General features: G+C 63.8%; 17 protein-coding genes and 1 pseudogene. 11 read left to right on the plus strand and 7 right to left on the minus strand.

Features of this window, described 5'->3' with window-relative positions; translation table 11 throughout:
* The first annotated feature begins 23 nt into the window (after positions 1-23).
* A complete protein-coding gene (locus GUC32_RS11425) occupies positions 24-1,439 on the plus strand; it encodes an aldehyde dehydrogenase family protein (protein ID WP_025302738.1) in 1,416 nt (471 codons plus the stop codon).
* 127 nt (positions 1,440-1,566) lie between these two features.
* Here the strand turns inward: GUC32_RS11425 and GUC32_RS11430 are convergent, their stop codons facing one another.
* The 5 genes from GUC32_RS11430 to GUC32_RS11450 form a co-directional block, all read right to left on the minus strand.
* Complete coding sequence (locus tag GUC32_RS11430; RefSeq protein ID WP_004938595.1) at positions 1,567-2,877, minus strand: MFS transporter; 1,311 nt, start codon at positions 2,875-2,877, stop codon at positions 1,567-1,569.
* Between the two features lie 142 nt (positions 2,878-3,019).
* Positions 3,020-3,649: an N-carbamoylsarcosine amidohydrolase gene (locus GUC32_RS11435; protein WP_149570594.1), complete on the minus strand. Its 630-nt coding sequence runs from the start codon at positions 3,647-3,649 to the stop codon at positions 3,020-3,022.
* Positions 3,650-3,658: 9 nt separating this feature from the next.
* Entirely contained in the window at positions 3,659-4,360 is a 702-nt protein-coding gene (locus GUC32_RS11440) for an Asp/Glu racemase (protein ID WP_170310522.1), read from the minus strand.
* Between the two features lie 66 nt (positions 4,361-4,426).
* Positions 4,427-5,221 carry an alpha/beta fold hydrolase gene (locus GUC32_RS11445; protein ID WP_025302741.1) on the minus strand — a complete coding sequence of 265 codons (795 nt, stop codon included), beginning with the start codon at positions 5,219-5,221 and terminating at the stop codon, positions 4,427-4,429.
* The gene (locus GUC32_RS11450; RefSeq protein ID WP_033645813.1) at positions 5,218-6,369 is read right to left on the minus strand and encodes an FAD-dependent monooxygenase; all 1,152 of its coding nucleotides are present in this window, start codon (positions 6,367-6,369) and stop codon (positions 5,218-5,220) included. The genes GUC32_RS11445 and GUC32_RS11450 overlap by 4 nt, the downstream gene beginning before the upstream one ends.
* Positions 6,370-6,695: 326 nt before the next feature.
* On the opposite strand from GUC32_RS11450, the gene GUC32_RS11455 reads away from it, so the two are divergent.
* The 4 genes from GUC32_RS11455 (at position 6,696) to GUC32_RS11470 (ending at position 12,484) form a co-directional block, all read left to right on the plus strand.
* Positions 6,696-7,754, plus strand: a complete 1,059-nt coding sequence (locus tag GUC32_RS11455) for a 2,5-dihydroxypyridine 5,6-dioxygenase (protein ID WP_025302742.1) — start codon at positions 6,696-6,698, stop codon at positions 7,752-7,754.
* Between the two features lie 66 nt (positions 7,755-7,820).
* Positions 7,821-8,294, plus strand: coding sequence for a MarR family winged helix-turn-helix transcriptional regulator (locus GUC32_RS11460; RefSeq protein WP_043143235.1), 474 nt, complete (start codon positions 7,821-7,823; stop codon positions 8,292-8,294).
* Positions 8,295-8,379: 85 nt separating this feature from the next.
* Positions 8,380-8,922 (plus strand): (2Fe-2S)-binding protein, encoded by a 543-nt coding sequence (locus GUC32_RS11465; protein WP_025302744.1) that lies wholly within the window; start codon positions 8,380-8,382, stop codon positions 8,920-8,922.
* On the plus strand, positions 8,915-12,484 hold the full coding sequence (locus GUC32_RS11470) for a molybdopterin cofactor-binding domain-containing protein (protein ID WP_369435733.1): 3,570 nt from the start codon (positions 8,915-8,917) through the stop codon (positions 12,482-12,484). Before GUC32_RS11465 ends, GUC32_RS11470 begins: the two co-directional genes overlap by 8 nt.
* A 6-nt stretch (positions 12,485-12,490) precedes the next feature.
* Here the strand turns inward: GUC32_RS11470 and GUC32_RS11475 are convergent, their stop codons facing one another.
* Positions 12,491-13,372: a LysR substrate-binding domain-containing protein gene (locus GUC32_RS11475; RefSeq protein WP_164062499.1), complete on the minus strand. Its 882-nt coding sequence runs from the start codon at positions 13,370-13,372 to the stop codon at positions 12,491-12,493.
* Positions 13,373-13,479: 107 nt separating this feature from the next.
* Here GUC32_RS11475 and GUC32_RS11480 point away from each other — a divergent pair, with 107 nt between their 5' ends.
* Positions 13,480-14,223 carry a sulfite exporter TauE/SafE family protein gene (locus tag GUC32_RS11480; protein ID WP_038629294.1) on the plus strand — a complete coding sequence of 248 codons (744 nt, stop codon included), beginning with the start codon at positions 13,480-13,482 and terminating at the stop codon, positions 14,221-14,223.
* Positions 14,224-14,514: 291 nt separating this feature from the next.
* Positions 14,515-14,781 (plus strand): hypothetical protein, encoded by a 267-nt coding sequence (locus tag GUC32_RS11485; RefSeq protein ID WP_043143311.1) that lies wholly within the window; start codon positions 14,515-14,517, stop codon positions 14,779-14,781.
* Between the two features lie 69 nt (positions 14,782-14,850).
* Here the strand turns inward: GUC32_RS11485 and GUC32_RS11490 are convergent.
* Positions 14,851-15,056: pseudogene (locus tag GUC32_RS11490) on the minus strand (monooxygenase); the annotation flags it as partial.
* 103 nt (positions 15,057-15,159) lie between these two features.
* Between GUC32_RS11490 and GUC32_RS11495 the strand changes: the two are divergent.
* From GUC32_RS11495 to GUC32_RS11510, 4 genes are all read left to right on the plus strand, one after another.
* Entirely contained in the window at positions 15,160-16,215 is a 1,056-nt protein-coding gene (locus GUC32_RS11495; RefSeq protein ID WP_025302749.1) for a P1 family peptidase, read from the plus strand.
* Positions 16,216-16,231: 16 nt separating this feature from the next.
* Positions 16,232-17,056, plus strand: coding sequence for a M55 family metallopeptidase (locus tag GUC32_RS11500; RefSeq protein ID WP_164067029.1), 825 nt, complete (start codon positions 16,232-16,234; stop codon positions 17,054-17,056).
* A gap of 200 nt (positions 17,057-17,256) precedes the next feature.
* A complete protein-coding gene (locus tag GUC32_RS11505; protein ID WP_197827677.1) occupies positions 17,257-19,479 on the plus strand; it encodes a molybdopterin cofactor-binding domain-containing protein in 2,223 nt (740 codons plus the stop codon).
* Positions 19,479-19,937, plus strand: a complete 459-nt coding sequence (locus tag GUC32_RS11510; RefSeq protein ID WP_025302752.1) for a (2Fe-2S)-binding protein — start codon at positions 19,479-19,481, stop codon at positions 19,935-19,937. The genes GUC32_RS11505 and GUC32_RS11510 overlap by 1 nt, the downstream gene beginning before the upstream one ends.
* Positions 19,938-19,939: the final 2 nt, after the last annotated feature.

Genomic DNA, 19,939 nt, shown 5'->3' on the forward strand with positions numbered 1-19,939 from the left:
AATCGGAACATGTGGAGCGCACCATGCAAAAAATTGACAGCATTTATATCAACGGTGAATTCGTGACACCCCACGGTGAAGAACGCTTCACGCTGTTTAACCCGGCGACAGAAGACGTGATTGGCACTGTGCGTCTGGCGGACGAGGTGGATGCCGAGCGGGCGATTGCCGCAGCCAAGGCCGCATTTCCTTACTGGTCCAAGACCAGTAAGGCGGAACGCCTTGCCGTATTGCGCCGTATGCACAAAGCGGTTATGGCCCGTGAAGATGAGCTGATGGACGCCGTCGTGATGGAATATGGCGCGCCCAAAATTCGTGGGCGCTGGATGGCCAGCTACCCGGCGGACGCGATAGCTCAGGCGATCGACGCGCTGGAAAATTTCGAGTTTACGGAACAGGCGGGTAAGGCGCAGGTCATCATGACGCCTGTCGGCGTCGCCGGGCTGATTACGCCATGGAACAGCGATGCCGGGTTTATCTGCAACAAACTGGCGACGGCGATGGCGGCAGGGTGCACCGCGGTGATCAAGCCCAGCGAAATGAGCGCGATGCAAACGCGGGTTATCACCGAAGCGTTGCACGACGCGGGCATTCCTGCCGGAGTATTTAACATTATCACCGGGCGAGGCGAGGTGGTGGGTGAGGTCATTAATCGACATCCCGATATTGCCAAGATCTCGTTTACCGGTTCCACGGCGGTGGGCAAACATATCGTAGAAAGCGGTGCAGAATCGCTGAAACGGGTGACATTGGAACTGGGGGGCAAATCGCCGACGCTGATCCTGGACGATGCGGATGTCATGCAGGCCGTGCCTTTGGCGCTTGCCGCCGGTTTTATGAATAGCGGCCAGGCCTGCATTGCAGGCACGCGAATTCTGGTGCCGCGCAGCCGTCAGGCGGAGTTTGAACAGGCGATTGCCGACGCGGTAGGCAAAGTCCGGTCGGGCGATCCGCGCGATGAAAATACGGAAATCGGCCCGATGGTGAGCCAAAAACAGTGGCAACGGGTGCAGGATTATATCCGCTTGGGCGAGGAAGAAGGGGCGACATTGTTGGTTGGCGGCGTTGGCCGTCCATCGGGTATGGATAAAGGCTGGTGCGTGAAGCCTACGGTATTTGCGGGCAATAACCGGATGCGCATTGCCCGGGAAGAAATTTTTGGTCCGGTGCTGGTGATCATCCCTTACGACAATGAGGCCGAAGCGCTTGCGATCGCCAACGACACCGCCTACGGGCTGAGTGCGCTGGTGTTAAGCGGCGATCGCGAACGCGGGGTGCGGGTGGCGCAGCAGATTGACTCCGGGCGTGTTCTGCTGAACACGTTGGATCATGAACCTAAAGCGCCGTTTGGCGGTTTCAAACAGTCCGGGCTGGGGCGCGAGATGGGCAAATGGGGGATGCAGGCTTATCTGGAAGCAAAAACGTTGTTGGTGGGGTAACCCAGAGCCCATCGTCATTATTGACATGCCGTGTTGTGGGGGGAGAAAACGGCGCAAGAATCAAAGCAGACAACGGTCCCTTATCATCATTGTCATTGTCTTGCGCCTTTTCCCTTTCTATTAACGCTCAGCGGTTCACCACCTTGGCCGGCAGGGCCACCACCAGCAGCGAGCTGAGCAGCAGGCAGCCGGCGAAGGCCCAGAGCGCGCCACCGCTCTTGCCGGTCAGATCCAGCGCCAGCCCCATCAGCGAATTGCTCACCAGCCCGGCGATGTTGGCCAGCGAACAGGCCAGCGCGAAGCCGGTCGCCGCCGCCGTGCCGCGCAGGAAGGTGGCCGGCAGGCTGAAGAACACCGGCACCGCGCCGATGATTGCCGCCTGGGCGATGGAGAACAGCAGCACCGTGGCCAGCGCATTGTGGGTGAAGAAGGTGCTGCCGGCCATCGCCAGCGCGCCGACGATAAACGGCACGATGATATGCCAGCGCCGTTCGCGCAGCCGGTCGGAACTGCTGCCGATCAGCAGCATGCCGAGCAGGGCGGCGACGCTGGGGATCGCCGTCAGGTAACCGATGGTGGTGATGTCGGTAACGCCGGCGGTTTTGATGAAGGTCGGCATCCAAAAGCCCATGGCGTAGGCGCTGAGCAGAATAGCGAAGTCGATGCCGCCGAGCATCCACACCTTCAGGTTGAAGAAGCCGTCGCGGAAGCTGTGCTTGCCGTGATCGGCCTCGGCGTCGTCGCGCGCCAGATCGTCGGCGATGCGCTGTTTTTCCTCGGGCGTCAGCCACTTGGCCTGCTGATAAGTGTTAGGCAACAGCCAGAAGGTCAACACGCCCAACAGCACGCTGGGAATGCCCTCCAGCAAAAACAGCCACTGCCAGCCGTGCAGCCCGTGGCGCATGTCGAAATGGCCCATGATCCAGCCGGAGAGCGGCCCGCCGATCACGCTGGAGAGCGGCAGGCCGATCATGAACAGCGCGATGATGCGGCCGCGGCGATAGGTCGGGAACCACAGCGTCAGGTAAAAGAGCACGCCGGGCAGGAAACCGGCCTCCGCCACGCCGAGCAGAAAGCGAATGACGTAGAACTGGGTCGGCGTGGTGACGAACATGGTGGCGGTGGACAGCAGCCCCCAGGTGATCATGATACGGGCAATCCACATCTTGGCGCCGACGCGCTGCAGGATCAGGTTGCTCGGCACCTCGAACAGAATATAGCCGACGAAGAACAGCCCGGCGCCCAGACCAAAGGCCGCTTCGCTCAGCTGCAGCGCGTCGGCCATCTGTAGCTTGGCCAGCCCGACGTTGATGCGATCGAGGTAGGCCGCCAGGTAACACAGGCAAAGAAACGGGATCAGTTTCCAGGTGATTTTGCGGTACAGCAGCAGCGATTCTGCGTCCGCTTTCCCCGCCAGCGGGGTGTCGACAATGGCCATGATGTTGTCTCCAGGTGGTGCGTGTTGGCCTCCGCAGGAGGCGCCTGTTGTGTTTGCGTTGCATGGACGCCGCCCTGTTTCGGGCGGTCGCGTGAGGTGCTGTCTGCGCCTTCGTTATTGTCGTTGCAGGTGAATCGTTGACTCATAACCGGTTCAGGTAGTCGAGCGCCTCCCGTTTGTGCACCACGTCGCCGTATTTGCTGTCGATGTCGAACAGGTTGGCTTCGTGCGGGCCGGGGTGACGATCGCCGACGCACTCGCGCACCACCATGGCGCGGAAGCCGTGCTGCACCGCGTCCACTGCGCTGGCGCGGATGCAGCCGCTGGTGGAGCAGCCGATCATCAGCAGCGTGTCGATCCCTTGCGCCACCAGCAGCGGCGCCAGCGCGGTGCCGAAGAAGGCGCTGGCGTATTGCTTGCTCAGCACCACCTCATCGGCCAGCGGCACCACCGGCGGGCAGAACGCCGCCAGCGGGTTGCCCGCCACCATGTCTTTCATCACCGGCGCTTTCTTCACCCACAGGCCGCCATCGGCAAAATGGCCTGCATGATAGCGGATATGGGTGTGGATCACCGGAATTCCCGTTCGGCGCGCGCAGGCCAGCAGCTCGCGGCTTTCCTCGACCGCGCTCACCACGCCCGGCGCGAACAGCGGCGCGCCTTCGGTGGTGTAGGCCTGCATAAAATCGATCGCCAGCAGCGCCGGGCGCCGGCCGAAGCCGATGCGCTGGCCCCAGACGCCGCGGTAGTTGTCGCTGAGGGTGTCGTTCATTCTGCCTCCTCAATAGGCGCCGGACAGCAGGGCGCCGGCGCCGGGAACGATCGGTTCCAGCTCCAGCGCGGTCAGCATCGCGTAAGTGGTGGCGATGGCGGCGGTGATCACCGGTTTGCCGGTTTGGGCCTCCACCGTCGGGACGGCCGGCAGCGAAGGCATCTGCACGCAGGCGGACAGCACGATAGCATCGACCTCGCGTAAATCCATCTCGGCGACGATCCCCGGCAGCCTGGCCGGATCGTGCCGGCCGACGTCGAGGTTGTCCGGGATCTCCAGCGCGCGCCACACCTTGACCTCGATGCCTTCGTGCTGGATGTAGTCCACCACCAGCTGGGTCAGCGGTTTCATGTAGGGAGCCACCAGCGCGATGCGTTTGGCGCCGATCACCTTCAGGCCGTTGACCAGCGCGCCGGCGCTGCTGATAACCGGCGCGGCGGCCTGATTGTCTTTCGTCACCTGCGCCAGCCGGGCCTGCGATTCGCGGTGATAGCCCAGCCCCATCGCCATGATGGCCACCAGGCAGGCGTAGCCGAGCACGTCGACCCGCGCGTCGGACAGCTCCAGCGCGCAGCGATCGGACTCGGCGTCCATCGCCGCCAATTCTTCTTTATTGACGTGTTTCATGCGCATGCGGCTGGAGTGAAAAGTGAAACGCTCCGGGCGTATCAGCTGGCGCGCGCCCAGCATCGCCGGGATCTCGGTTTCCATTGTGGTGTTGGAGCTGGGCACGATCTGGCCGATGCGGTAGTGGTTGCTCATGTCGGTGTTCCTCAGTTAATCCAGAAAATCGCCCAGGGCGCGGAAGAAGCCGTCGAAATCGTCCCACGGGATCATGTGTCCGGCGTTCTCGACCTCGACGATGGCGATCTCCGGCTGTAGCGCGCGGATCTCTGCCCGGTCTTCGGGCTGAATGACGCCGCCTTTGCCCGCGGCCATCAGCAGCGTCGGCATGGTCAGCAGCGGGTAGTCACGGTGGCTGTCCACCTGATGAAAATCGTCGTAGGCGCGTTGGATCGCCGGCTCGTAGCAGGTGTGCAGCCACTCGGCGCGCAGCCGGCGCTGCTCTTCGCTCCAGGTTGGGCAAAAGGCGCGCATCTGCTCGGCGCTCATGCCCGGCAGCGACTGCCGGATGGAGTCGGCGTACCACGGCCATTGGCCGGGATAGGCGCGGCGGCCGGGGCCGGAAACCGGCGGATCGACCAGCACCAGCCGCCGCACGCCGGCGGGCTGCAGAGCGGCGGCGCGCAGGGCGAAGCGGGCGCCCATCGAATGGCCGAGCAGGGCGTAACTGCCCAGGTTCAGCGCGGCGGCGAAGGCGTTGACGTCCTGTGCGCAGGTCTCTGCGTCATAAGCCAGTTCCGGGCCGCTGGACGACAGACCGCGGCCGCGCACGTCGAGCACGTAGACGTCGTATTTTTCCCCCAGCCGCTCGGCGACGAAGCCCCAGGTGATCGCCGGGCTGGTGATGCCGGGGACCAGGATCAGCGCTGGGCCGTGGCCGCCGTAGCGCAGATAGTGTTGGCGAATGTCGTTGGCGTGAACGTGGGCGCCGTAGAGGAAGGTGCTCATGCGGCGTTCTCCGATTTCAGCGCTTGCGCGTACAGGTCATAGCCGTAGACCCAGGCAGGATCTTCCTGGGTGCGCAGGAAGGTGTTGGCGTTGGACACCGCCTGCACCCTTGATGCGCGCTCCTTGCGGTTGGCTTCATACAGCTGGAAGGCGGTGCGGTAGTCGCCGAGGCCGGTTTCCTGCAGGCAGCGGGTCAGCATGGCGGCGTCTTCGATCGCCATCGCCGCGCCCTGCGCCATGTGCGGTTTCATCGGATGGCAGGCATCGCCGAGCAGCACCAGGCGGCCTTCGCTCCACAGCGGCAGCGGTTTGCGGTTCAGCAATGGCCATTTGGTGACCTGCTCGCTGGATTCGATCAGCGCCTGCACGATCGGGTGGTAGCCGGCGAAGGTCTCGAACATCTCTTCGCGGCTGCTGTCGATGAAGCTGCCCTGGAAATCCCAGGCCGGGTGCGGCACGCCGCTGACGTAGTAATACTCGTCGCGCCGTTGGGTGGTGTAGTAGACCATCAGATGGCGATCCGCCGACCACCACTTCACGCAGTCTTCGAACGTCAGGTTGTATTTCGCCAGCTTCTCGCCGCGGATCAGCGCGCGGTGGGCCACCCAGCCGCTGTAGGTCGGCGCTTCAGCGCCCAGCAGGTGCTCACGAATGCGCGAATTGATGCCGTCGGCGCCGATCACGATGTCGGCGTGGGCCGAGGTGCCGTCGACGAAGTTCAGCACCACCTCGTCACCGCGATCTTCAATTTTGCTCAGGCATTTGCCGAAGTGCAGGGTGCCGGGCTGCAGCGCGGAGAGCTGCAACGCCTGCAAATCGCCGCGGTGCACCGTCACATAGGCGGCGCCGTACTCCCGGCGGGCGAAGGCGCCCAGTTCGATGCGCGACAGGTAGTCGCCGCTTTCGGCGTCGCGGCTGAACCAGAAATCGGGATGAGACGCCATCTGCTCCAACCGCTGCTCAATACCGAGACGGCGGAAAATCTTCAGTACGTTCGGCCCCATGTGAATGCCGGCGCCAAGGCGTGAGAACGCCGGGCTCTGTTCATACAGATCGACGGTAAAGCCGGCTTTTTGCAGCAGCCCGGCGGCGGCGGCGCCCCCCAGCCCGGCGCCGACGACGGCGATGCGTGGTTGTTTGCTCATCATGTTTCCCCTGTCTGTTGGCTTTTTTCAGCGTAGGCCCAACGCGTGGCTGGACGATCGATTTATAGTGTATGCGCTAGATAACGCAAAGTTGCAAAAGTGTTAAATCAGATCTCGCTCACGCTAATTGACGGCGTATTACTGTTAAACTCATGTTAATCACAGGATTGATGCGGGATGAAATAGGACTTTCTTATGGTGGATATTCGCAGCTTGCTTTCCTTTGCTTTTTTGACTTAGATGAAATGAGTGTGTTCACTTTAAATTGTTTGAAAAATCACCGCCGCCTTGCGGGCGTCGGTCACCCTTGACAAGACAGGAGACAGGCCATGGCGGTCAATGAAACCCAGTTGGTACAGCTGTTCGAGCAGGTGCTTACGCTGTCGAAGGTCGATGCTTCGCAGAGCGTGGCGATTTTGAAAAGCCATTATTCCGATGCGCGCACGGTGCGCGCCGCGACCGACGCAGCGCTGCGGCTGGGCGCCAAGGTGTATGCCGTCGAACTGCCGGCGTTCAACCATCCGCGAGCGATGGGCAACGACATGACCGCCTATTGCGGCGATACCGCGCTGACCGGCAATCTGGCGGCGCAGCGTGCGCTGGAGGCCGCCGACCTGATCGTCGATACCATGATGCTGCTGCATTCGCCGGAGCAGGAACAGATCCTGAAAACTGGCACCCGCATCCTGCTGGCGGTGGAGCCGCCGGAGGTGCTGGCGCGCATGTTGCCCAACGCGGAGGACAAGGCGCGGGTGCTGGCCGCCGCCGCCGTGCTGGAGCAGGCGAAGCTGATGCAGGTGACCTCCGCCGCCGGCAGCGATTTCCGCGCGCCGCTGGGGCAATACCCGACGGTGACCGAGTACGGCTATGCCGATGAACCGGGGCGCTGGGATCACTGGCCGAGCGGTTTCCTGTTCACCTGGCCGAATGAGGAGCAGGCGGAAGGGGTGCTGGTGCTGGAGGTCGGCGATATCTTGCTGCCGTTCAAAAGCTATGCGCGTGAACGCATCACGCTGGAGATCGAACAAGGGTTCGTTACTCGCATTCACGGCGGCTTCGAGGCGGAATACCTGCGCGAATACATGAAATACTTCGACGATCCGGAGGTGTACGGCATCTCGCACATCGGCTGGGGTCTGCAGCCGCGCGCCCAGTGGACGGCGATGGGTCTGCACGACAAGAACGACGGCATGTGCATGGACGCGCGCGCGTTCTACGGCAACTTCCTGTTCTCCACCGGGCCGAACACCGAAGTGGGCGGCACGCGCAAAACGCCTTGCCATATGGATATCGCGCTGCGCCGCTGCGACATTCGCCTCGACGGGCAAACGGTGGTGGCGGACGGTGAAGTGGTAGCGCCGGAGGCGTCGCGCGTGCGCCGGGCGTAATCGTTGCTGCCAACGGCGGGGGTTTGTACTATTCTCGTGGATTCCATAGATGGTGAGAGTAACGCAATGACGCCCCCCGAATACCCGTCAGCCGTGAGCGGCCAACCTGAAAATTATCATTTTACCGAGCAAGTCGGGCACCTGCTGCGCAAGGTTTATCAGCGCCACGTGGCGATTTTCCAGCAAAACGTCGGCGATTCGCAGCTGACGGCGGTGCAGTTCATCACCCTGTGCGCGGTGCGCGATATGGGGCCGAGCTCGCTGACCGAGCTGGTGCAGGTGACGGCGGTGGATCAGGCCACCATCCGCGGCATCGTCGAACGGCTGAAGGCGCGCGATCTGATCACGGTAACGCCGGATCCGATCGATCGGCGCAAGGTGGTGGTCGGCCTCACCGACGCCGGCGGCGCGCTGCTGGCGGAAACGGTGCCGCAGGCGGCGAAAATCACAGAACTGACGTTCGGTACGCTGAACCCGGCCGAACGGATAGCGCTGATATTCCTGCTGAATAAAATGCTGGAAGATCCGCCCACCGGCTGATTCGCCCGCGCAACGTCGGTTGCCTGGTGGTCGGTGGCGAGAGGCCAGCCCATAAGATCATCACGTGCAGGCGGAGACGCGAACAATGGCGATATCTGAAGTGCAATCGCTCAGGGATGGCGCGAAAACCACGCTGACGGAGCATCCGCTGATGCTGTCGGTGAACGGCGAACAGCTTCATGCGCAGGTGATGGCGGATACGCCGCTCTTGCTGGTACTGCGCAACGATCTGGCGCTCAACGGCCCGAAGTACGGCTGCGGCCTGGGCGAATGCGGTGCGTGTACCGTGTTGATCGACGGCGTGGCGGCGCGCTCCTGCGTGATCCCGGCGCTCGGCGTGTCCGGCCGGGCGATCGTGACCCTGGAAGGCCTTGGCGATCGCCAGCGCCCGCACCCGGTGCAGCGTGCCTTTATCGAAGAGCAGGCGGCGCAATGCGGCTACTGTCTCAATGGCATGATCATGACCACCAAAGCCCTGTTGGATCGTAATCCCGCCCCGAGCGAGGCGGAGATCCGTCAGGCGCTGTCCGGCAACCTGTGCCGCTGCGGCACCCATCTCGAAATCCTGCGTGCGGTTCAGCGCGCCATCATTCTCTGCCGCGATGAGGACGCCCACGCCCATGACTGATTCCCGTGTCCCATCGCCGAGCCAGGCCGACTTGCTGCAGCGCGACGGCGTGCTGCTGATCGTCGACAGCGTGCAACCGCCGCCGGGACTGGTGCCCAAAGGGCAAACGCCGGTGCTGAAGCCCAAAGAGCAGGGGCTGTTTATCGCCCTGTGCGGCAGCGGCGAAATCTATGCCTTTAACGGCCATGTCGATCTTGGCACCGGCGTGCGCACCGCGCTCGGGCAGATCGTCGCCGAAGAGCTGTACCTGCGCATGGATCAGGTGCAAATGGTGTTGGGCGATACCGAACGCGCGCCGAATCAGGGCGCCACCATCGCCAGCGCCACGCTGCAGATCTCCGCCGTGCCGCTGCGCAACGCCGCCGCCGAAGCGCGCCGTTGGCTGTTGCGCCAGGCGGCGCAGCGCTTCGATGCGCCGGTGGAACAGCTGACGCTGGAGGAGGGCGTGATCCGCAGCCCGCAGGGGCAGGCGCTCAGCTACGCCGAGCTGGTGGCCGGCGGTCATGTCGAGCTGTCGATTTCCGGCGACGCGCCGCTGAAACCGCAGGCGGAGTATCGCCTGGTGGGCACCAGCACCGCGCGCGTCGATATTCCGGCCAAGGCGACCGGCGAAACCACCTACGTACACGATATGCGCCTGCCGAACATGCTGCACGGCCGGGTGGTGCGGCCGCCCTATGCCGGCTACGACAGCGGCGAATTTGTCGGCACCAGCCTGCTGGCGGTGGACGAAACCTCGATCGCGCATATTCCCGGCATCGTCAAACTGGTGGTGATCGGCGATTTCATCGGCATCGTCGCCGAGCGCGAAGAGCAGGCGATCAAGGCGGCACAGGCGCTGCAGGTCAGTTGGAAAGACTGGCGCCGCAATTTGCCGCAGATGACCGACGTGGCGCAGGCGCTGCGCGACAATCCGCACTCGACCCGGGTGGTGCACGATACCGGCGATGTGGACGCGGCGCTGGCGGCGGCCGACAGGCGCTTCACCCGCAGCTACCTGTGGCCGTATCAGCTGCATGCCTCGATAGGCCCTTCCTGCGCGCTGGCGGACTATCGGCCGGAGCGCCTGCAGGTCTGGTCAGGCAGCCAGAATCCGCACCTGCTGCGCGCCGATCTGGCCTGGCTGCTGGAATACCCGGAAGCGCAGATCGAGATCGTTCGCATGGAGGCGGCCGGCTGCTATGGCCGCAATTGCGCCGATGACGTCTGCGCCGACGCGGCGCTGCTGTCGCGGGCGGTGGGCTGGCCGGTGCGGGTGCAGCTGACCCGCGAGCAAGAGCATGTGTGGGAACCGAAGGGCACGGCGCAACTGATGGAGGTGGACGGCGGGCTGGACGCCGCCGGGCACCCGGTCGCCTACGATTTTCGCACCTATTATCCTTCCAACGGCGCGCCGACGCTGGCGCTGTTGCTGACCGGCCGCGTCGAACCGCTGCCGGTGGCCTATGAAATGGGCGACCGCACCTCGGTGCCGCCATACGAATATCCGTCGCTGCGCGTCAGCATCGAGGACATGGCGCCGATCGTGCGCGCCTCCTGGATGCGCGGCGTTTCCGCCTTGCCCAACACCTTCGCCCACGAGTCTTATATCGATGAGCTGGCCCACGCCGCCGGCGTCGATCCGCTGGAGTATCGGCTGCGCTACATCCATGATGAACGCGCCAGTGAACTGATGCGCAGCACCGCAGAACGCGCCGGCTGGACGCCGCATACCGAACCGATGCAGACCCCGGCGGAAGACGGCGTGCTGCGCGGGCGCGGCTTTGCTTATGCCCGTTACATCCACAGCAAGTTTCCCGGCTTTGGCGCGGCCTGGGCCGCCTGGGTGGCTGACGTGGCGATCGACAAAGCCAGCGGCGAAGTGGCGGTAACGCGCATCGTGGTCGGCCACGACGCGGGCATGATGGTTAACCCGGACGGCGTGCGTCACCAAATCCATGGCAACGTGTTGCAATCGACCAGCCGGGTGTTGAAAGAGCGCGTGACCTTTGAGGAATCGACGGTCTCCGCCAAAGAGTGGGGGGCTTACCCGATCCTGACCTTCCCGGAGGTGCCGGAGGTGGACGTGGTGATGATGCCGCGCCCTTACGATCCGCCGCTGGGCGCCGGGGAGTCGGCGTCGGTGCCCAGCGCGGCGGCCATCGCCAACGCGGTGTTCGACGCCACCGGCATTCGTTTTCGCGAGCTGCCGATCACCTCGGACAAGCTGCGTGAGGCCCTGAACGGGCCGGATGCCGAGCGGCAGGACGCGCCGCCCAAGAAAAAGAAACGCGGTAAATGGTGGTTCGGCGGCGCGGCGGGGCTGTTCGGCGCGGTGCTGGGCATCGCCGGCAGCGCCTTGCCATGGCGGACGGAGATCGCGCCGGTGGCGACGCCTGGCGCCGGCACCTGGTCGGCCGCCACGCTGGAGCGCGGCCGTCAGTTGGCCGCCGCCGGAGACTGCGCGGTTTGCCATACCGCGTCGGAAGGGGCGACCAACGCCGGTGGGTTGGCGATGGCGACGCCGTTCGGCACGCTCTACAGCACCAACATTACCCCGGACGTGGCAACCGGCATCGGCAACTGGTCGTTTACCGCATTCGATCGGGCGATGCGTCAGGGCATCGCCCGCGATGGCCGCCACCTCTATCCGGCATTTCCTTACACCGCCTTCAGTAAAATGACCGACGGCGACATGCAGGCGCTGTACGCTTATCTGATGTCGCAACCGGCGGTGCGCCAGAGCAATCCGGCCAATCAGATGCGCTTCCCGTTTAACCTGCGGCCGCTGATGGCGGGCTGGAACGGGCTATTCCTGCGCCAGGGGGAATATCAACCCGATCCGCAGCAAAGCGCGCAGTGGAACCGCGGCGCCTATCTGGTCAACGGCCTTGGCCACTGCGCCGCCTGCCATTCGCCGCGTAATCTGCTGGGGGCGGAAAAGGGCGGCGCGGCCTTCCTGGCGGGAGGGATGGTGGACGGGTGGGAAGCGCCGGCGCTGAATCAATTGGCCAATGCGGACAAGCCCTGGACTGAGGAGCAGCTGTTTCAGTACTTCCGCACCGGGCATTCCGCCGAGCACGGCGTGGCGGCCGGGCCTATGGGGCCGGTGGTCAGCGAACTGGCGACGTTGCCGCAGAGCGATCTGCGGGCGATGGCCAACTATGTGATGTCGCTGAGCGCCAAGGCGACGCTGAATGTGGAACCGCAGGCGCAGTTGGCGGCCCGCGCGTTGCCTGCGGGTCAACTGGCGGGCGAGCGGTTGTTCCAGGGCGCTTGCCAGGCCTGCCACAGCGCCGCCGCCGGCGGGCCGCAGCTGTTCGGCGTCAGCCCGGATCTGGCCAATAACACCAATATCTTCAGCGATCGCCCCGATAACCTGATCAAGGTGATCCTGCAAGGGATCCCCAAGCCGGCCACCGCCGAATTGGGCTTTATGCCGGGCTTTAAGGACAGCTTTTCCGATCGGCAGGTGACGGCGCTGGTGAATTATCTGCGCCAACGCTATGCCGGCGACAAACCGGCCTGGCGCGACGTGGAGGCTCAGGTGGCGCGGCTGCGCGCAGAGCCGGGCACGCACTGAGCCGCCTCAGGCTTGGCGCAGGAACGCCACCAGCCGCTGCGCCGGCAGCGGCAGCTGCGCCAGGTCACGCACCGCGATTGACAGACGCCGGGTTGCCCACTCGTCCGTCAGCGGCAGGGCGCCGTGTCGGATCTCCGGATGGCGTTGGGCGCTCTCTTCCGGCACCACCGCCAGCCCGGCGCCGCGCAGCACCATGCGGCAGATGGCGTCGAAATGAGCCGCACGCGCCCGCAGCCGCATCGGGCCGCCGCTGCGTATCGCCAGCTGTTCCAGATGCTGTTGCAGCGCACTCTCTTCCGGCAGGCCGATGAAATCAAAAGGCAGGGCGTCCGCAAAGCTGAGCGAGCGGCGGCCGCTGAGCGCATGCCCTGGCGGCAGCGCCAGCACCAGACGATCCTGGCGAAAAGGGTAGCTTGCCAGCCCACGCAGATCGGCGTGGTCCGCCACGATGCCGATATCCGCCGCCCGTTCGGCGATCGCCAGCGCGATGGCCGGGCTGGGCAGCTCCTCCAGCGCGATGTCGGTGTGCGGGTGCAGCACCAGAAAATCCGCCAACAGCTCCGGCAGAAAAGCGTCGGCGGCGACGGTATTGGCGACGATGCGCAGCTGGCTGCGCTGGCCCGGCGCGAACTCGGCCATATCACCCCGCAGCCGGTCGCGCTGTTGCAGCAGCACGCGCGCGTGTTGCAACAGGCGCTCACCGGCGGGCGTCGCCTGGACGCCGCGCGGATTGCGCGTCAACAGCGCCACGCCGGCCTGTTGTTCCAGCCCGCGCATGCGGGCGCTGGCGGCGGCCAGCGACAGCCCGACGCGCTCGCCGCCGGCGGTGATGCTGCCGGTTTCGAGCACCGCCACCAACAGCCGCAGATCGATAAAGTCAAAATGCATGCGTTCTTCCTCTGTCTTTGCCGCAGGCAGGCTCTGCCATTGCCGCATTGTGCTGCGGCGCGGCGCTGGCCACAATCGAGCCGTTGATTCGCCATAAGGATAGACGCATGTCGCTGACGTTACTCGAGATTATCGCCCTGACGGGCATTTTTACGCTGGCCGGCACGGTCAAAGGGGCGATCGGTCTGGGGTTGCCGACGGTGTCGATGGGGTTGCTCAGCCTGATGATGCCGCCGGGGCAGGCCGCCGCGCTGCTGCTGTTGCCCTCGCTAATCACCAACCTGTGGCAGTTGCTGTGCGGGCCGCGGTTGGGGGCGCTGTGCCGGCGGCTCTGGCCGATGATGCTGTGCGTCATGCTGGGCACGTTGCTGAGCGCCGGCGCGCTCACCGCTACCGACGGCCGCCTGGCGCCGCTGGCGCTGGGCGTTTGCCTGATCGGCTATGCGCTGTTGGGATTCACCCGTTTCGACTGGCGCGTTTCCGCCACGGCAGAGCCTTGGCTGGGGCCGCTGTGCGGCCTGGTGACCGGCGTGCTGACCGGCGCCACCGGCGTATTCGTCATACCGGCGGTGCCCTATCTGAACGCATTGGGCCTGGCGCGTGACGATCTGGTGCAGGCGCTGGGGCTGTCGTTCACCGTCTCGACGCTGGCGCTGGCCGCCGGATTAGCCTGGCATCAGGCGCTGCCCGGCGCGTTGCTCGGCGGTTCGCTGTTGGCGCTGTTGCCGGCGCTTGCCGGCATGTGGCTGGGGGAGAGGGTGCGTCGTCATTGTCGCCCGCAGCTGTTCCGTCGCCTCTTCTTTATTGGGTTATTAATCTTGGGTGTTGAGATTATTTGGCGATTCAATTAATTGAATCGATAGCATCTGCGTGTAATTAGGTTCGGTATATTATTCTGGATTTTATCCCAATATGATTATTTTCAGCAGTGAGAATACACCTTCAGTCATTCTTGTCAAAAAATAGCCCTTATGACAGCGGTTCCTGCGCCAGTGGTTTCTGGGGAATGGCAGTTCTACAGGAAATGGTTATGGCGGCAATGGCACTGGACCGAGAGAGGCCAGAGAATCCAGAACCAAACGCTAATTAACAGCTGCAATCCCAGCACAGAAGTAAAATTCTGTGCTTTTATGGGGTATGTGATGAATAAATATGTTGTTTTTATAAAGAGCGATGAATCAAGGGTGCAGAGAAAGGAAGTGGTTACACGAGAAATAATTAAAGATATGAAGCAGAAAGGGTTCAGAAAGCATCATATTGAAGTAGAAGCTGAGAACGAAAATGATGCCATTAACCAACTAAATAAGAACAGCAATGACTATTTGGACTCATTGAGAAATTTTTCCGGTGATTTATTGTTTTGCTCTGTTTGCGTCATTGTTATGGTCATGGTTTATTTATTCAATTGAGCCATAATCCAGTTTTGAATCATTCATTTTTTTATACTATCCGATTGCCCGCTAAAAACCCAATAAGGCTCAGGCCTGCGGGCCGCCCAAAATGGTCTCCCACATGCCGGCGAGAATGCGTTTGCCGATTTCGCTCTTCAGTCTTCATACCCGCCGTGGGTGATAGCCATGTCTTTGCCGTGCGCCACGTCGCAGCGTTTGCGTGCCTTCAGCACCAGATCTTGATAACGCAGCAGGGTGTCTTCGATGCCCTGCGAGTGGGTCTGAACGGCGATGGGGCAAGGCGATTTTTGCTGCCCGCTTCCGCTTTCAATTTACGGCGCGGCGCATTGCGCGATATTCTGGTTTTCTGATGGGCTAACGGCGGATGAGGGAACCATGATTGACAGCCAGGTGTTTGAACAACAAAGCCTCGACAATCTGCTGAGCTATTGGCGGCGCCATCGCCGCCTGCCGGGCGCGCGCTATCCGGCCGGGCCGACAGACAGCCTGTGTGACGTGCCGGGCGTCAGCGTCGGGCATCACACCTTGGCCGACGGCGAATGCCAGACCGGCGTCACCGCCATCGTGCCGCCGGGCGATCTGTTCAACCAACCGTTGCCGTGCGGCAGCGCGGTGCTCAATGGCTTCGCCAAGCCGCTGGGATTGGTGCAATTGAATGAGCTGGGGGAGTTGCAAACGCCGATCCTGCTGAGCAACACCTTCGCCGTCGGCACGCTGTTCAACGCCATGGTGCGGCGCAGCTGCTTGCGCTACCCGCAGATCGGCCGCGGCAGCGCCACCATCAACCCGCTGGTGCTGGAGTGCAACGACGGCTACCTCAACGATATTCAGGCGATGGCGGTGCGTGAGGAGCACGTCTTCAGCGCGCTGGATAACCATTCCACCCGCTTTGCGCGCGGCAGCGTCGGCGCCGGGCGCGGCATGAGCAGCTTCGGCCTGAAGGGCGGCATCGGCACCGCCTCGCGTTATTGCCCGGGGCTTGGCACCACGCTCGGCGTGCTGGTGCTGGCCAACTTCGGTACCCTCGACTCGTTGACGCTGAGCGGCGTGCGCGTCGGCCCGGCGCTGGGCAAGCTGCTGGCGGACCCACCGCCGCAGGTGGACGCCGGTTCGGTCATTATCATCATCGCCTGCGATCGGGCGCTGGACAGCCGGCAACTGAACCGTATCGCCCGCCGAGCGGGCGCGGGTCTGGGGCGGGTGGGCAGCCATTGGGGGCACGGCTCCGGCGACATCGCGCTGGCGTTCTCCACCCGGTTGCTGGGGGCCACGCTGCCGGACGAACGGCTGGAGCCGCTGTTTGCGGCTGCCGCGGATGCCACCGAATACGCAGTATTGGATGCGTTGCTGAGCGCCGAGGGCGTCAGCGGTTTCCAGCAGCACGCGCGTATGGCGTTGGGCCCGCTGCTCGATCGGCTGGCGGCAAATTGAATAACGGGAGTGTGATGTGAAAGTCTTTATCTCTGCGGATATCGAGGGTATTGCCGGCGTGATGCGGCCGGAGCAGTGCAACCCGGCCCATGCCGACTATGCGGCGGCGCGCGAGCTGATGGAGCAGGAAGTCAACGCCGCCATCGACGGCGCTTTCGCCGGCGGCGCTACCGAGGTGACGGTGGCCGACAGCCACGCCATGATGCAGAATCTGCGCGCCGACCGCATTGATGCGCGGGCGCGCCTGGTGCAGGGCAAACCGCGCGGGCTGTCGATGGTGGAAGGGCTGCAGCATCAACGTTACGACGGCCTGATGTGCATCGGTTATCACAGCGCCGCCGGCGAACGCGGCGTGCTGGCGCATACCATCAACGGTCGGGCCTTTTATCGCGTCAGCCTGAACGGCGAAGTGGTAGGCGAAAGCGATCTGTATGCGGCGATGGCGGCGGAGTTGAACGTGCCGTTGTGGCTGGTGAGCGGTGACGACGAGCTGCAACGTTGGATCGCTGAACGTTATCCGCAATCTGGCTATGTTTGCGTAAAACGCGCCCTCTCGCAAACCGCCGCCGAATCGCTCAGCCCACAGCGGGCGCGGGCGGAGATCCGCGAGCGGGCGATGCAACAGGTGCGCCAGGGCGCCAGACTGCCGGTGGAGCGCCGTTTTATGCCGCCTTACCGGCTGACGCTGATGGCGGCCAAACCGGTGCTGGCGGATCTGTTCAGCCTGGTGCCTGGCGTGGAGCGCCAGGACGCGCTGACCGTGGCCTTCGACAGCGACAACATGGCGGCGCAAATCAACCTGCTCTGCGTATTTTCCTATCTGGCGACGACGCAGAGTTGACCCCGGTGCGGGTGCCTGCCCGCACCGCACGATTCTCCAATAGAAAAACCCTCTTCAACATTAAGTCTACTGGATAATAGGCTACGCTAATTATTGCTCTGTTGCGCTATATCACCTGACGGGCGCAACAAGCCATTCCCATAACAAGATTTGTTTCGCCGAAGGCAGTGACACCTTCGGTTTTTTTGGAGTCATGAGCAATGAGCATATCCCAAGTTCCGCTTTCGCGGCGGCGGTTTATCGTCGGCGCCGGGGCGTTGGTGATCGGCGCCTATCTGCCATCCACCGGCGCGCTGGCGCGTTCGGCTGCCCCGATCGCCTCCGGCGCGGCGGCGTTAGACGCCAACGCCTTCGTTCAGATCGGCGCCGACGGCGTCGTCACCGTCATCAGTAAACACACCGAAGTGGGCCAGGGGGTCTATACCGGCATGGCGACGCTGGTCGCCGAAGAGCTCGATGCCGACTGGGCACAGGTGCGGGTCGTGGCCGCGCCGGTGGACACCAATGTCTACAAAAACCTGGCCTTCGGATTCCAGGGCACCGGCGGTTCCAGCTCGGTGGCCAATGCCTATGAGCAAATGCGGCGCATGGGCGCCATGGCGCGCGCGCTGTTGGTGCAGGCCGCCGCGCAGAGCTGGAAAACCTCGGCGCAGGAAATCACCGTGCAGGCGGGCAAGATCCGCCATGCCGCCAGCGGGCGCGAAGCGGGCTTCGGCGAATTCGCCGCGCTGGCCGCCACGCTGCCGCCGCCCGATCCCGCCAGCCTGACGCTGAAGGATCCGGCCAATTTCACCCTGATCGGCAAAACGCGCGGTTTGCACCGCGTCGATTCGCTGGCGAAAACCAACGGCAGCGCGCAGTTCTCGCAGGATATCCACGAGCCGGGCATGTTGACCGTCACCATCAAAAAACCGCCGCGTTTCGGCGGCAAGGTGGCGACGTTTGACGCCGAACGCGCGCTGGCGGTACCGGGCGTGGTGGCGGTGAAACAGGTTACCACCGGCGTGGCGGTTTACGCCAACAATACCTGGGCGGCGATCCAGGGGCGGGACCGGCTGCGGGTCACCTGGGACGACGCGCAGGCGGAGCGACGCAACACCGAGGAAATCTACGCCGAATTCCGTCAGGTGGCGCAGAAAACCGGCGTGGTGGCGAAGAGTCTTGGCAAGCCGGACGAGGTGTTCGACAAGGCCGACAAGGTGATCGAGGCCGAATACACCTTCCCGTACGTCGCGCACGCGCCGATGGAGCCGCTGGACGGCTATCTGTTCTGGGACGGCGAGAGCGTCAAGGCGCGCTACGGCTGCCAAATCCAAACGCTCGACCACAAGCAGCTGTGCGATCTGTTCGAGTTGCCGCCGGACAAGGTACAGATTGAAACCATTCTGGCGGGCGGCAGCTTCGGCCGGCGCATCGATTTAGGCAACCCGACGCTGGGGCCGGATCTGGCGGCCGACATGGCGGCGGCGGCCAAGGGCATCGGCCCCGGCCACGGCGTGAAGGTGGTGTGGACGCGCGAGGACGACATCCGCAACGGCTGGTATCGCCCGATGATCCTGCACCGCCTGCGCGGGGCCATTCGGGGCGGCAAGGTGGTGGGCTGGACCGATACCGTGGTCGGTCACTCCTGGACGCGCCACAGCGCGATGGATGCGCTGGTGGTCAACGGCCTCGATCAGATGATGGTCGAAGGCGCCAGCGAGGTCTCATACACCTTCGAAGCCTTCCGCTGCGATGCGCATATCGTGCCCGGCAAGGTGCCGACCACCTCGCTGCGGTCGGTCGCCAGCACCCACACCGGCCACGCGGTGGAGAGCTTTATCGATCAGCTGTTGCAGGAAACCGGCCAGGATCCGGTCGAAGGGCGGCTGGCGCTGATGGGCGATGCGCCGCGCGCGGCGGGCGTGCTGCGGGCGGTAGCGAAAGCCGCTGACTGGCAGGGCGCTAAAGTGGTAGACGGACGCGCGCGCGGCGTGGGCGTCGCCAAGGCGTTCGACACCTATGTGGCGCAGGTGGCCGAGGTGTCGATCGGCGAAGGCGGCATCCCGAAAGTGCATAAAGTGTGGTGCGCGGTGGATTGCGGCGTGGCGGTGAACCCCGACGTGATCCGCGCGCAGATCGAGGGCGGCATCGGTTACGGCCTGAGCCTGGCGCTGTACGGCAATATCACGCTGAAAGACGGCGTGGTCGAACAGTCCAACTTCAATAACTTCCGCCCGTTGCGCATCGATGAGATGCCGGAGATCGAGGTGATCATTGTGCCCTCGACCGAGAAACCGACCGGCGTGGGCGAGCTGGGGGTGCCGACCATTGCCCCGGCAGTTGGCAACGCGCTGGCGCTGCTCGGGCGGCCGCGCACCTCGCTGAGCCTGCCGCTGCATAATCCCACTGCGAATCCGGCGTCTGACAAGGAGAGAACCTGATGATTCAATTAACCGTAAACGAGCAGCCGCTGACCTTCGAGGGCGATCCGCACATGCCGCTGCTGTGGTTTTTGCGTGACGAAGCCGGCCTGACCGGCACCAAATTCGGCTGCGGCATCGCCATGTGCGGCGCCTGTACCGTGCATCTGGACGGCGTGCCGGTGCGTTCATGCATGACGCCGGTCTCCGCCGCCGTCGGCAAAAAAATCACCACCATCGAAGCCGTGGGCGCCACGCCGGAAGGCAAGGCGGTGCAGGAAGCCTGGCTTGATCTGGACGTGGTGCAGTGCGGTTACTGCCAGTCCGGCCAGATCATGAGCGCCAGCGCGCTGCTGGCGCAAAGCAAGAACCCGAGCGATGCGGACATCGACGCGGCGATGGGCGGCAACGTTTGCCGTTGCGCCACCTATGTGCGCATTCGCGCCGCCATCCACCAGGCCGCCAAGGCGTTGGGTTAGGG

Origin of the sequence: Serratia sp. NGAS9 (assembly GCF_009905295.1) — a bacterium.
Lineage (GTDB): Bacteria > Pseudomonadota > Gammaproteobacteria > Enterobacterales > Enterobacteriaceae > Serratia > Serratia bockelmannii.

Bases quoted from the DNA above. Each gene is read 5' to 3' on its own strand.
- GUC32_RS11445 (WP_025302741.1), bottom strand. From the start codon at position 5,221: ATGAGCACCTTCCTCTACGGCGCCCACGTTCACGCCAACGACATTCGC.
- GUC32_RS11505 (WP_197827677.1), top strand. From the start codon at position 17,257: ATGAGCATATCCCAAGTTCCGCTTTCGCGGCGGCGGTTTATCGTCGGC.
- GUC32_RS11465 (WP_025302744.1), top strand. From the start codon at position 8,380: ATGGCGATATCTGAAGTGCAATCGCTCAGGGATGGCGCGAAAACCACG.
- GUC32_RS11455 (WP_025302742.1), top strand. From the start codon at position 6,696: ATGGCGGTCAATGAAACCCAGTTGGTACAGCTGTTCGAGCAGGTGCTT.
- GUC32_RS11510 (WP_025302752.1), top strand. From the start codon at position 19,479: ATGATTCAATTAACCGTAAACGAGCAGCCGCTGACCTTCGAGGGCGAT.
- GUC32_RS11460 (WP_043143235.1), top strand. From the start codon at position 7,821: ATGACGCCCCCCGAATACCCGTCAGCCGTGAGCGGCCAACCTGAAAAT.
- GUC32_RS11440 (WP_170310522.1), bottom strand. From the start codon at position 4,360: ATGGAAACCGAGATCCCGGCGATGCTGGGCGCGCGCCAGCTGATACGC.
- GUC32_RS11450 (WP_033645813.1), bottom strand. From the start codon at position 6,369: ATGATGAGCAAACAACCACGCATCGCCGTCGTCGGCGCCGGGCTGGGG.
- GUC32_RS11485 (WP_043143311.1), top strand. From the start codon at position 14,515: ATGAATAAATATGTTGTTTTTATAAAGAGCGATGAATCAAGGGTGCAG.
- GUC32_RS11480 (WP_038629294.1), top strand. From the start codon at position 13,480: ATGTCGCTGACGTTACTCGAGATTATCGCCCTGACGGGCATTTTTACG.
- GUC32_RS11430 (WP_004938595.1), bottom strand. From the start codon at position 2,877: ATGGCCATTGTCGACACCCCGCTGGCGGGGAAAGCGGACGCAGAATCG.
- GUC32_RS11475 (WP_164062499.1), bottom strand. From the start codon at position 13,372: ATGCATTTTGACTTTATCGATCTGCGGCTGTTGGTGGCGGTGCTCGAA.
- GUC32_RS11495 (WP_025302749.1), top strand. From the start codon at position 15,160: ATGATTGACAGCCAGGTGTTTGAACAACAAAGCCTCGACAATCTGCTG.
- GUC32_RS11435 (WP_149570594.1), bottom strand. From the start codon at position 3,649: ATGAACGACACCCTCAGCGACAACTACCGCGGCGTCTGGGGCCAGCGC.
- GUC32_RS11425 (WP_025302738.1), top strand. From the start codon at position 24: ATGCAAAAAATTGACAGCATTTATATCAACGGTGAATTCGTGACACCC.
- GUC32_RS11470 (WP_369435733.1), top strand. From the start codon at position 8,915: ATGACTGATTCCCGTGTCCCATCGCCGAGCCAGGCCGACTTGCTGCAG.